This is a genomic window from Microcystis sp. CS-574 (assembly GCF_028329095.1).
In the GTDB taxonomy this organism is placed as follows: Bacteria; Cyanobacteriota; Cyanobacteriia; order Cyanobacteriales; family Microcystaceae; genus Microcystis; species Microcystis ichthyoblabe_A.
Genome location: NZ_JAQMSY010000074.1, coordinates 1 through 12,570, shown reverse-complemented (window position 1 = coordinate 12,570; position 12,570 = coordinate 1). Strand labels below are relative to the sequence as shown.

The 12,570-nt window shown below is 41.1% G+C and carries 9 protein-coding genes; 3 read left to right on the top strand and 6 right to left on the bottom strand.

The window, feature by feature from the left end; translation table 11 throughout:
• Window positions 1-407: 407 nt before the first annotated feature.
• Window positions 408-1,766, bottom strand: coding sequence for a thioredoxin-disulfide reductase (gene trxB / locus PN470_RS05195; protein ID WP_272103910.1), 1,359 nt, complete (start codon window positions 1,764-1,766; stop codon window positions 408-410).
• A 421-nt stretch (window positions 1,767-2,187) separates the two neighbouring features.
• Here trxB and PN470_RS05190 point away from each other — a divergent pair, with 421 nt between their 5' ends.
• The gene (locus PN470_RS05190) at window positions 2,188-4,872 is read left to right on the top strand and encodes a hypothetical protein (protein WP_272103908.1); all 2,685 of its coding nucleotides are present in this window, start codon (window positions 2,188-2,190) and stop codon (window positions 4,870-4,872) included.
• A 20-nt stretch (window positions 4,873-4,892) separates the two neighbouring features.
• On the opposite strand, the gene PN470_RS05185 is transcribed toward PN470_RS05190, so the two are convergent.
• The 3 genes from PN470_RS05185 to PN470_RS05175 form a co-directional block, all read right to left on the bottom strand.
• Entirely contained in the window at window positions 4,893-5,672 is a 780-nt protein-coding gene (locus PN470_RS05185; protein ID WP_103111739.1) for an HAD family hydrolase, read from the bottom strand.
• 42 nt (window positions 5,673-5,714) lie between these two features.
• Window positions 5,715-6,908: a hypothetical protein gene (locus PN470_RS05180; RefSeq protein WP_002738991.1), complete on the bottom strand. Its 1,194-nt coding sequence runs from the start codon at window positions 6,906-6,908 to the stop codon at window positions 5,715-5,717.
• Between the two features lie 135 nt (window positions 6,909-7,043).
• Window positions 7,044-9,035: a DUF262 domain-containing protein gene (locus PN470_RS05175; RefSeq protein ID WP_272103904.1), complete on the bottom strand. Its 1,992-nt coding sequence runs from the start codon at window positions 9,033-9,035 to the stop codon at window positions 7,044-7,046.
• A gap of 179 nt (window positions 9,036-9,214) precedes the next feature.
• Here PN470_RS05175 and PN470_RS05170 point away from each other — a divergent pair, with 179 nt between their 5' ends.
• The gene (locus PN470_RS05170) at window positions 9,215-9,847 is read left to right on the top strand and encodes a Uma2 family endonuclease (RefSeq protein ID WP_272103902.1); all 633 of its coding nucleotides are present in this window, start codon (window positions 9,215-9,217) and stop codon (window positions 9,845-9,847) included.
• Between the two features lie 48 nt (window positions 9,848-9,895).
• On the opposite strand, the gene PN470_RS05165 is transcribed toward PN470_RS05170, so the two are convergent.
• Entirely contained in the window at window positions 9,896-10,846 is a 951-nt protein-coding gene (locus PN470_RS05165) for an ABC transporter ATP-binding protein (RefSeq protein WP_103111736.1), read from the bottom strand.
• A gap of 263 nt (window positions 10,847-11,109) precedes the next feature.
• On the opposite strand from PN470_RS05165, the gene dacB reads away from it, so the two are divergent.
• A complete protein-coding gene (gene dacB, locus PN470_RS05160; RefSeq protein WP_036397194.1) occupies window positions 11,110-12,000 on the top strand; it encodes a D-alanyl-D-alanine carboxypeptidase/D-alanyl-D-alanine endopeptidase in 891 nt (296 codons plus the stop codon).
• A gap of 145 nt (window positions 12,001-12,145) precedes the next feature.
• Here dacB and PN470_RS05155 read toward each other — a convergent pair whose 3' ends face one another.
• Complete coding sequence (locus PN470_RS05155) at window positions 12,146-12,412, bottom strand: DUF6761 family protein (protein ID WP_002739044.1); 267 nt, start codon at window positions 12,410-12,412, stop codon at window positions 12,146-12,148.
• Between the last annotated feature and the right edge of the window lie 158 nt (window positions 12,413-12,570).

The window sequence follows — 12,570 nt, the reverse complement described above, 5'->3', positions numbered from 1 at the left end:
GGGGTGTGGGGTGTGGGGTGTGGGGTGTGGGGTGTGGTGTGGGGAGAATAAATAAAAATGGTTCTTCCGAACTTACACTGTAGAAAATTCCTCAAGCTCCTTCTCTGCACAGCAAGGCTCTAAAGTTGATAAATATCAATCTAACAAAAACTCAAAGTCTTAGTGTACAAACTTTACAAGCATGAGTTATTGATAGTTTTACATGACAGGTTCGGTAGAGCCATAAAAATAATCTCCCGTCTCCTATCTCCTAACTCCTGACTCCTGAATCCTGATAACTGATTAAGTACCTAAGCAAAATTAATTACACATATCTAACCCCCTCCTTGCCTCTTGCCTCTTGCCTTTTGCCTTTTGCCTTTCTTCACTAGGAAATTTATTTTGCACGACTACTTATTGATAACTGATTATTGATAACTCTCAATTACTTGACGAAAATCGCTTTTTTGTTTGACTCCGCGCATTTCCTTGACTAATTCCCTGTCCTTAAAGAATTGTACCGTGGGAGTCCCAGTTACTTGACCCATTTTGGCAATTTCCAGGTCAGCTTCGATGTCAATTTCCACAAAATAAATTTTGCCATCGTACTCATCGACCACTTTATCTAAAATCGGTTTCAGGGTTTTACAGGGGCCACAGGTGGGAGAAACATATTTTACCATTAACAAGCGATCGCCGTCGTGGAATAATTTCCGCAAAGCATAACCCCCAACGTGACGGGTTTTGTGAATATCAAAAGTTTCCTCCGTATCGGCCGGCGTTTCGCTAACGGTTTTCGTCTCGTAATGTTCAGAAGTGGCTGATTGACGGTATTCTTGGATTAAATTATGCTCCGATAACCATCTTTCTGCCAATAACGCCGCCATACACCCCGTACCTGCGGCAGTGATTGCCTGACGGTATTCGTGGTCCTGCACATCTCCGGCGGCAAAAACCCCCTCGACGCTGGTAGCAACAGTCCCCGGTTTGACTTTCACATAACCCACCTCGTCTAATTCTAGTTGTCCTTGGAATAGGGAAGTATTGGGAGTGTGACCGATGGCATAAAATAACCCTCTAACGGCTAATTCGCTGATTTCTCCCGTTTGCGAGTTTTTAATGCGTAGTCCTGCCATTTTACTGCCTGTACCGAACACATCCAGTGCTTGGGTGTGAAAATGAACGGTAACTTTCGGATTATTTAACACCCGGTCCTGCATTGCTTTCGAGGCACGCATCGCTTCCCCGCGTATCAATAAATGGACGTGAGAGCCGTATTTAGTCAAATATACGGCTTCTTCGGCTGCCGAGTCACCGCCACCAATGACGGCCAGGTTTTCCTCTCTAAATATCGGTGTAGCACCGTCACAGATAGCACAAGCGGAAATGCCGTTACTCCAGAATTGGGCCTCGCTGGGTAATCCTAAGCGTTTGGCAGTGGCTCCCGTGGCGATAATAATACTATTGGCCTTAACTTCCCGGTCTGTGGAACGAATGGTAAAAGGACGCTGACTTAAATCCACCGAGATAACATCTTCGGTATAGCATTGGGTCCCCCATCTTTCGGCCTGTTCCTTCATTCTTTCCATCAGCTTCGGACCGGTGATTCCTTCGGGAAAACCGGGGAAATTTTCTACTTCTGTGGTGGTCATCAATTGTCCCCCCGGAATACCTCCCGCTTGGAAACCCTCAAACATCAAGGGTTTTAAGTTCGCACGCGCCGCATAAATCGCCGCCGTATATCCCGCCGGTCCCGAACCAATAACGACTAAATTCTCGACAGTCATAACCGTAAATGCAACTCATAACGACTACGCTTTTTAGTATAGCAGAATCGCGTGGGAAAGTTGACGGTTTGATCGAGGGGAAAAGAGGCCAGAGCGAGAGCGATCGCCTGAATTACGGTAAATCTGTAAAGATTCCTAACAAAGCTCTACAGGAACAGGGATTTTACTGACATCAATGATAGGCTTAAATCGATATCTTCGAAAGTAGAGTTTGGATGAGGTCGGTGGATAGTTCACGGTCGATCTGACTAACTGAATCGATGTATTTGCTGTCGGCATAACTATAGCAGTTCTCACACCTGGGTGGCACATTTAAACCTTGGCTAATTAAGCTTTTCAGCATCGATAATGTACCTCTTGCGAACAGGAAACGCTATAGATGCGGGCGTTGTTTTTCATTACTACCCAAGGAAAACGAACAATGTCTCTTTTCTCTATTCTTCAACTCATTATTGCTTTAGTCTTCATCTATCTAATCTTATCCCTCGTCAGCAGTCAACTACAAGAAGCCTTCGCAGGATGGCAAGAGTTTAGAGCGAAACGGTTGAAAGAATCGATCTTCCAATTATTAGGGGAAGAAAAGTTAATATACCAATTACTAGGAAAAGCGCAAGAAAAATGGTATTGGGATACCGATAAACAAAAACTTGACAAGATCACTGATAATCTTACTGGTAACTTTTTTTACATTGATAGTAACCAAGATAAAATCCCAGTTCCTGATGATAAAATTCGTCAGGAAAATCTAAAGGCTTTTGTCTGGCTAGATGGCTCAACTCTAATCGACCGCTCTAAAACTATCAATTCCGAGGGTAAGATCGAGGAAACACTCACCAAATGTGAGCTTCTAAAAGTGCAAGATAGTCAACTGGGATTATTTCAGGGTCAACTGATTCCTATTGACAAAAATCAAATATTCAGAGAAGCGAACGGCACGTATATTTGGGTTGAAGAAAACACCAAAGAAATCATCAACTCTGCGATAAAAATTACCAAAAGTACGGAGGAAGATGATGGAAGTGTCATAATTCCCGTTCAGCCATTAGAAGTTTTCACGATCGCTATCGGTCAATCATTACAAAATGGACAACCCTATTACACCAACGATCAAAGTCAAGTATTCACGGTCTCCGCACATCGCTTTGAAGAAAATGGAAAACCTTTTGTTTGGGTGAGAGAAGACGATAGTAAAGTGATCGCTTCCGATAATGTAGAAGCGGTACCTGGTGAAAGTTCGGGACATCTCAAAGGAGATCCGACCATTCCAGTCAAAAAACGGGATGTTTTCACGGCAATCCTAGCAAAAAATTCTCCATTAACCGAAAGAGAGAATTTTTATATCGCCGATTATGACGGAGACAAACTAATTAAAATCTCGGAACAATATCGAAAAATAGTCAATAATAAACCCGTAGTATTACTGCAAAAAAACACACATAAACCGATCCCCGCTGCCGATTCTTGGGTATTCGATGTTGCCACAAGTACAGTAACCGCAACGGTTAAACGGTATCCCGCTTATGTCCTAAAAAGTGGCGGTAATGATCAATTTGTTTATCTATCTAAGGATAACGAGTTAGTTCCTGTAGAAGATGGGCAACTCTTCGATCGATTCCTGTGGATTAAAGACAGCAATGGAGAGCCAGTATCTCGATCGGAAGAAAAGAATATAACGATTGATCCCCAGAATTCCAAGATAGGAAAATTGACAGGGACTCAACAACTAGAGCGGAGAACAGCTTTTCTGATCCAAGAAAAGCCCACTCTTTCGCTGACCCAAAAGCTTTATGAAAATCTACTATTCAAGTCTCTAAATCAGAGTACAACGGGAGTTTATGGATACTGGATCGTCGGATTACTGTGTGTAGTATTTGGAGGACTTTCTGCCCTAGGCAAAAACAATCTTTGGCTCACCATTATCATGTTTGTATTAGGGGTAGTCTTTCTGGGATGGGCGCTTTACGATGGCAAAGACTACTCCAAAGATAAAAAAGTCTTCTCCACAGATAAAAAATGGCGGAATCTGCGAGTTTCCCAGGGACCTAGTTATGTAGAACCCACGAGTTTATTCGCCGAAGCACTAATCGCGACTGTCCAAGAAAATCTAGGAACCGATGATCGAGGGCAACAGATTCAGTTAACGGAAGGGGATACGATGGATGATTTGATCACAAAACTAGCAAAACTGAATTGCTATCCTCCCGCTATCTCCATGCTAATCGAGATTGCCAAAACCGTAAAATTAGAAGGAGATAATCCTACACTACCGAAATATAAAGAGAAACTCACTAAATTATTTGAAGCATCGCAACAGCGGTCTTTGGGAGTGTATACGAGAAACGCTACTGGAGTCGCTTTTTTAGTCGGTTTACTCATCGCTATCATTGCCAATGCCGATACTATTCACATGGTGAATGTTCTGGCGAGAAATCCTCAAATTGTCGCAGCAATTACTGAGTCGATCACTCAGAAAAATCCTGATTTCACCAAACTATCTCCCGCAGAACAGCTAGAAGAGATGAACAAGCTTACGGAAGTTACCGCTCCTCTGCCTATCGGCTGGGAACTATCTTCTCTCACCTCAGATTTACAGAAAGTTGCCCAACAGTTAGAGGAACAATGCTTTACTACAGAGATAACCAGTCCAACGCAGCAAGATTTGAGTCATAAAATAAAACCTTGCTTGATTAGCTTAAGCGATCGACGACAAGAAATCGATTCCATTATTCCAGTTCCCACAGACAGTTCTCCGAAACCCATTATCAATAGCCTTGATACAACCAAGAACTGTTTAAAAGACAAAGCGAAAAAACTTGATCAATGTTTAAGGGATTTTTATACCCTGCTGAAAACCGAACGCGAAAAACTTCAAAAGATAGTGACCATCCAAACTCTTAGTAATCCGGGAGGACAACCTACCCTACAGATCCAAAAAACTATCGATAAACAAGGGGGATGGCTGCGAGTTCTTTTCGGTTGGCTGATCACGGCGATCGCCCTGAGTATGGGAGCGCCTTTCTGGTTCGATCTATTGGGTAAAATTATGAATGTGCGTAATGCGGCGAAATCGTTAGATACTCCAAAACAGCCTGGAAAGGCTAAATAAACCATAATCCCGCAACTCTGTTACCGGGGGTTCCATCCCGCAAAATCCCCGGTGAATTGTGCCAAAGATAACAACCGAATCCGGGGAGCTTCGCGTATCGAATCCCGCACCGATGACGTATTATAACCCCAATCGGCTAAATATAAGCCCACATCCTTTAAATCTGCTTGTTGCTCCACTAATTCCAACGCATCGAGACGATCCTCGACAAACCACAAATTAGCGGGAGATTCGGGTAAATTAGCCAGTATTTGCTGAATAGTCAGGTATTTTGGCTGTTTAATTTCCTTGCCAATTAATCTCGCTGCGGGAAAATTAATTGCTACTTTTTGTAACAATTGCTTGACAAAACGGCTTTCTTTGGTAGTGATGATATAAACCAAAAAATCCGAGTCTAAAAGAGAGGCCAGGCGATCAATCGCAGGTTGATAAAATTGATGTAAGGCTAACCAAGACTCTAGATCCGACTCAATCCATTGATCCCTAAGACCATCGAGAGCATTTGAGAGAACTTTTTTCGCTATTTTATCCCTTTCTAGCAGATTTTGTCGAATTAACGGCCAATTATTTAAAGCTTCCTCGTCGGGAATATCGAGAACGAGCGATCGCAACAGTAAAGGCATTTCCCAACCGGTTTCGATAACGGGACGAAGTTGCGAAAACCTCGGGAAAAAATCCTCGGGAATTATTTCCGGCCAAAGGGTTTCATAGGTGCGTTTGCTAATCTGAAAATACTCGATCATGCCATCACAAAGAACACCATCAAAATCGAGTGCTAGAATACGGGGGGATTGATTCATAAATGCTGGTTTAATCTCAATAATGGCAGTATAGCGCAGCTATTAGCTATTCTTTGCTTCATCGTTGACATAACATAGCTGTCTGATGATTTCAGTGACAGAATTTTTTAATCCCTCTACATGAATCCAGCCTACATATACAGCATATACAATATTTTGATGATTGTCCTGTATATAAACATGATGCACACGATATAAATCTGAGCTTAAATAAATATAACCACTGGCATCTTTGAATTTACCTTCTAGTAATATTTTTTCTTTTAAAGGTTTCATTTTTACCACATCTTTAGTCACCCCAGATATTTTGGCTATTCTTTCTATGGCAAGAGCAACACAAGTGTTATGACTGTAACTATTACCATGATTATAATCCTGCTGATTAAAATAAATTGTCTCTACGATATTTTTAGCCACTTTATCTGATGCTAGGTAATAGGTATGAGCATTAAGGGAATTTAAGACAACGGCAGCAATTTCTACAGAATCAAAAATATTGCTGGTCGCTTCTAGATAATAATCGCTTATCAAAATCTTGGATACATCGTTTATAGAATCAAAAAGAGGACGAATTGGATAAGCAATAATATCGGAGGAATTGATCAGATTATTCCAGCGCAAACGCTGGCCTTGATGCTGGCTAATAAATTTTTCAATTTGATTGGTATCAATGCCTAGAGTTAAATTTAAAAATGGGATCGGTGAACCCATTGTTGTTACACTAGATAGGGAAACTTTGCCCCGTTCTTTACCGATAAGATCACGAATTTCATGAGCGGGATCTTTAGGATCAAAACGCTCAGAAAATAACAGATCCCAAAGGATTACAGTACCCAAAGAATGGGCGACTATATGTAATTCGGTTTCCTGGGGATAAGCTTGAACAAGATCGATTAATTGGTCGGCAATAATGCGGCGAATTTGTTTTCCTCGATCACTGCCTAAATAGCTAAATGCGTCACCGATAAAATAAGATAAATACTCTTTTCTAAAATTTTGATAGCGAAAGGATTGCTCGGGGTTAAAATTACTATTTTTCTGTTTTTGTGTCTGTAATTCTTGGTCTATATCTCGCCATAATTTTTCGGTTCCTTTGAGAACATTTCCCCAAAATCCTGCATAACAGTAGGGAATAATCTGATTTTTGCGTTTACATTCTTCTTCAATTAGTTTAATTAATTTATTGGCATAACTAGCGTCTCTTGTGGCCACTCCATGAATAAAGTAAATCAGCATAATAGATTTATCTCAATAAGCGGTGATCGGAATCTCTCTTAATATACCCTTCTAGCTTCAGAAAAATATCAGTATGGAGCGAGATATAGTAATATATAATTAATTAATGCGATTTGTCAAGAGATGGTGGAGTGATTATTTAGGTTCTCTCTCGACTGACCAATCCTCTGAGGATAATCCCATAGTTTCTACTACTTTTACACAAAAATAGTAGATATCTTTGGCCGAGAAATTAGTTTCTACTATAAAAACATTATTTTCAAGTTTTTGAGGTCGGCGAAATTTTGTATCATCTTTCGATAAAAAGCGAGGAAACTCTAGCACAATCTCTTGAAACTTTTCAGGGTCTAGATCGTAGAGAGTATTCAGAGTACAAATTAGTACATCTTTCCAAGTTTTAACTGTTTGTTGTTTACCACGAATAATTAGTTTTTTGGGTTTTGTATCCTTGACAGATGCAGTTTCATTGACTGGCAGCGAATCATCGCCAAAATAACTCCAAATTTTTATAACACGGTCGGCCAAATATTCAGCACGTTGTTCGATATCTTCTTTTTGCCATGAGTTAATACTATCAAAGTATTTATTGATTTCGAGATGGCTTTTATGGAGTTCTTCTTTCTTGTGAGAAAAATCTTTATCCGCCAGTTCTCCATTATAAGCCGTCAGGGTTAAATTACCTAAAGTATGCACAAGAAGTTGATGGGTAATATCTGCATCTGTTCCTAAATAATCCCTCCACTTATCATTTAATTTTTGCGGCATAATATGTTCAATAGTCAGGCGAGAATCACTTAAATCTACAGTTTCTCGATGACCAAAAGATTCTTCGATCGCACCGAGAATAATTTTCGCTTTTTCGCTGCGATTTCCTCCGTATAGTTTGATGGTGATTAACTTTTCTTTAAAATCATTATCTTTTGGGTAGTCTTTCTTTTGAAGAGAGATTTTTAATCTTTTAATAAAAGGTTCAGAGTTTAAAGCAGCATCTTTCTGAACTTGGGAATATAGTAAAGCAAAAGTTTTATTAAGTCCGCGGGTCTGAATACCACAAACAAAACGACGGACAAGAAAGTTTTCAAGGGTTTTTAAAACCTCTATAAAGTCCTTTTCAGATAATTTGCTATTTCCCCAGTCATCATAACAATTTAAAAGAAATGGATAGATAGTAGAGACCTCTAGACCTTGGAAAGAATCGAGATATTTACGAATACTAGAATTATTTTCCAGCTTGGGAGTGATTAGTTTGGCATAATACATGGAAAATGTATATAAGTCCTCTATATAGAGAGCGGGATTATTATCAGCTAGTTTATTTTTAAAGGCAGAATAAATTTCGTTATTTCTAATTTCTGCCCCACTTTTTGACAAATAGTGACGGATAAATTCTGTTAAATTATCTCCTAATTTTTCCTGCATCGGCAGCCAGTATCTATCATATAGTGTCTGTTGCTCCTCTTGACGAACGTTCATAAATAAATGATTACGAATTAAATCGGCCTCAGTTAAAGGCTGCCCCGTGGCATTCAAACTTTCAAATACTAGGTAGGGATCGTCGTCATTACCAAGAGTTATATTGACCAAAGATAAGTGATTACAGATAACTTCTGTTAGTTTAGCTAACGAATATGATTGTTCATTAATCTTTCTTTTAAAAAAGAAATAACACTGGGATATGGTATTTTCTTTGTCGATGATTTTGCCACGGATTACAGACTGAAAATATTCTAGGTCTAACTGAGTAGGTTGAATTTTAAAGTAATCAGAACCTTTTTTAAAGGGATTAACAAGAAATGTTTTGTCAATTTCTGCGCTTAAATCCTGTTCTTGTTGGTCTTTCGCTACGTCTCGCAAAGCAGCAAAGAGCAGAAAAATAGTCGTTAAACGTTGCTGTCCATCAATTAGCAGATATTTATTGACCACGCCGGAGTTAGGCGAAACTTGAGTTTTAACTATCGAACCCATAAAATGGGGACGAGGGTTTTCTTGACCGTACAAATAGCTTATGTCATCCCATAAATCTTCCCAATCTTTCTTTTTCCAACTATAAGTGCGCTGAAATAGTGGAATTATATATTGTGTATTGCCTTGAATAATTTCTTGAAGAGTAACTACCGATGCTTGCATAGGGGCTAGTATAGGAAGATTGACTGATTATTCCTAGTATTTATCACTCTAACACAGCAATTTGGCACTGTCTAGGATCCTGGCGGTTGGTTACGCATTGCTAACCCAGCCGACAAATTGCTATATAATACAAATGCCCGCTATTATAGAATTATATTTTTCCCTTTTAACTTAGTCTTATGGTTTCGCAACTAGATAAAACTAACGTCACTGAAATTATCTACCCCGATAGCGATAGTCAACCTATGGCCGATAATACCTTGCAATTTCGTTGGATCACAACAATTAAAACTAATTTAGACTGGCTATTTCGCGAGCAGTCTGATGTCTTTGTTGCGGGGGATTTACTTTGGTATCCCGTGGAAAATGATAATAAACTGCGTCAAGCGCCGGATATCATGGTGGTTTTTGGAAGACCAAAAGGGGAAAGAGGTTCCTATCGACAATGGCTAGAAAATAACGTTAGTCCCCAGGTGGTTTTTGAAATCCTCTCTCCGGGTAACACCCTCACGGAAATGGCCAAAAAACAGCTATTTTATCAGCGTTATGGGGTCGAGGAGTATTATCTTTATGATCCCCATAAAAACGATGCCAGTGGTTGGATAAGAGGGGAAAATCAGCTAGAAATTCTGGAAACTCTCGATAATTGGGTTAGTCCCCGTTTAGGTATTCGGTTTCAGTTGGGGGAACCAGAAATGTTGCTTTTTTATCCCGATGGACAAGCTTTCACCAGCTATAACGAGGAAAAACAACGAGCGGAAAGATTAGCCAATAAACTGCGGGAATTGGGCATTAATCCCGACCAAATCTGAGAGGCTGTTTCTTGGCTACTATTAAAAACGGATTTGCTCTGAGAGTGCCTATTGACTAGAGGTAATACCGCGCTGACGTAATTGGTCGATAAAAAATTCTTCTAGGGAAGCACGAGCTAAATTAAGACTGATCAAGCGAACATCCATACTAGACAGGGCAGCCAGAAAAGCATCGGGTTCTCCCTGTAGTTGTCCGTGCCAACAATTATCGCGCCAATGCAAACCGAGGAGCCATTGCTGTAGTTGCTCCTCCCCACCACCTTGAACAATCACCTGATAGACATCAGCACGACCGAGAATTTGGTCGAGGGAACCGACACAGAGTAATTCTCCCCGGGCCAACAGGGCAATGCGATCGCAAATTTGTTCCACATCGGAGAGAATATGAGAGTTAAAAAAGATGGTTTTCCCCTGTTGTTTGAGGGATTGAATAATTTCTCGCACCTGATAGCGACCGATAGGGTCCAGTCCCGACATCGGTTCATCGAGAAAGACTAATTCAGGATCATTGATTAATGCTTGAGCTATACCGATCCGTTGCATCATTCCCTTAGAATACTGACGCAATTGCTTTTTCTGGGCAGTTTTGCGGTCTAATCCCACTAAATCCAATAATTCAGGAATGCGTTTTTTCTGCACAGAAGAGGGAATCTTAAAAATGCTGGCGATTAATTGCAGGAATTCCCAGCCGGTGAGATAGTCGTAGTAGTAGGCATTTTCAGGAAGATAGCCGATGCGTTGCCTGACCGAGCGATCGCCAATTGGTTGACCGAGAATCAAGGCCCGTCCAGAAGTGGGTCGGACAATCCCCAAAAGGGTTTTTAAGAGCGTGGTTTTACCGGCACCGTTCGGGCCTAATAATCCAAAGGTTTCGCCCTCATGGACAATTAAAGTACAGTTTTTCAAGGATTCGATTTTCTTATTTAACCAGAATCCCGTCCGATAAGTTTTTTGTAAGTTTAACGTCTCTAGCACCGTTTGACGGCTGGTATTCGTCATTGTTTTGGAATCATCTCTCCGACACTTTGCCTTTATTATCCCCAAATTGTCAGCAGTAATGTCAACGGTATCAAAATAGCCCAGTTTTGGAACCCAGAAAAATTCCAACCGGTCTTGAGAAGCGGTATCAGTGCAGTTCTGGGCTATTGCCAGCTTTCTTCTCTGGCATTGGTGTGCATTAGCCGCTAAAATCTGTTAGACAGATAACGTTGACACTTGAGCGGCAACTGGTACAATAGTGCGAACGCTTACACAAACACAGCATGAAACAACTCCTCAATTGCCTTAATTCCCTGACAGTGGCCAGTGTAGCCACTATCGCTTTGGCCTACCCTGGCATCGCTCAAGTTAATCTGTCTGTTTATCCCGCTCCTTCCTCATCGAACGAATCCATCGAATTATACGTTCCCCCGCCAGAAAACAATAACACCAATAATAATACCTGTACTCAATTGATTGGGGCAAATATCGATAAAATTATCAGTCAAGCTCCCAATCAGTGGGGTATATTAATCGAATCTATCGATCGCCAAACGGTTATTTATAGTCATAACGCCGATCGCTATTTTATCCCTGCTTCTAATACAAAGTTATTTACCACGGCTGCCGCTTTACAAGCGATGAACCCGGAAACGACAATTCAAAAAAAATCCCTGCGCGATTGGGTGAATATCACTAATCAGAGAAGTAATAATTTCTACGCTGACACTCTTTTTCGCTTTATCGGCGGTTCTAAAAGTGTTACTGCCATCTTGGCACAATTGGGCATCGATCCCAGTGGTTTTCGTCTAGCCGATGGTTCGGGATTATCCCGCCGTAATAATGCTACTCCCCGCTCGATCGTGGAAATTTTGCGGGTGATGTATTATTCTCCTAATCGCGATACTTTCTATGCTTCCTTACCGGTAGCGGGAATTAGTGGCACCCTGAGAAACCGAATGCGTCAGACGGCCGCTACTGGCACAGTTTACGCTAAAACTGGCACTCTTACCGGTGTGCGGGCCCTATCGGGTTATCTAGAAAACCCCAACCAAGAACCGATGTTATTTAGCATTATCGTTAATAATCAACGGGTTTCCGGACAGGCTCTGGTGAAAGCGATCGATACTATTGTTCTACAGATGACCGAATCTCGTTCCTGTCAAGCTCAATAGACATCTGCTAAAAATCCCCTGTCTCCCGACTCCTAACTCCTGAATTCTTCTCTATGCAAGAGGTCTAATCCCGGGGCGATTCTCGCGAGTCAATCCGATTTTTTTTGCGGAACTGATGGCCAAATTCCCTTAACCCGAGATGGGGTTAATAATAGCCATAATCTGCTTCAGTTTGGGTTTGGGTTTGGGGGGAGAGATATTCAAAATTAGAAGGATCTCGCAGAAAACGAAATATTTCTTCTTCGAGACGATGAATCAGATAGGGTTCTATGGAACTAGAATCGCGTAAACAGGCTAAATAGCCTTCAACGTATAGCCGGATCTCATCAAAACGCGAGCCACGGTGCCAAAGATCCACCATGTCATCGGTTAGTCTTTGATAGTAACGAATGGATTGGGTATCTTGGAGCATGGGCAGTAGAACAAAAAAAAGAGAGTGGGGGTAAGTGTTTATGGATCATCGTAGGGAGAATTGCTTCGGTCCCCGATATCTCTATTGTACCCACCAAATCGGCAAAACACAGGCGAGGGAATTTTCAGTGATCAGTAAAGGGTGTGGGGTGTGGGGTG

Coding starts and splice junctions, on each gene's coding strand:
- PN470_RS05180 (WP_002738991.1), bottom strand. CDS start 6,908: ATGCTGATTTACTTTATTCATGGAGTGGCCACAAGAGACGCTAGTTAT.
- trxB (WP_272103910.1), bottom strand. CDS start 1,766: ATGACTGTCGAGAATTTAGTCGTTATTGGTTCGGGACCGGCGGGATAT.
- dacB (WP_036397194.1), top strand. CDS start 11,110: ATGAAACAACTCCTCAATTGCCTTAATTCCCTGACAGTGGCCAGTGTA.
- PN470_RS05185 (WP_103111739.1), bottom strand. CDS start 5,672: ATGAATCAATCCCCCCGTATTCTAGCACTCGATTTTGATGGTGTTCTT.
- PN470_RS05155 (WP_002739044.1), bottom strand. CDS start 12,412: ATGCTCCAAGATACCCAATCCATTCGTTACTATCAAAGACTAACCGAT.
- PN470_RS05190 (WP_272103908.1), top strand. CDS start 2,188: ATGTCTCTTTTCTCTATTCTTCAACTCATTATTGCTTTAGTCTTCATC.
- PN470_RS05175 (WP_272103904.1), bottom strand. CDS start 9,035: ATGCAAGCATCGGTAGTTACTCTTCAAGAAATTATTCAAGGCAATACA.
- PN470_RS05170 (WP_272103902.1), top strand. CDS start 9,215: ATGGTTTCGCAACTAGATAAAACTAACGTCACTGAAATTATCTACCCC.
- PN470_RS05165 (WP_103111736.1), bottom strand. CDS start 10,846: ATGACGAATACCAGCCGTCAAACGGTGCTAGAGACGTTAAACTTACAA.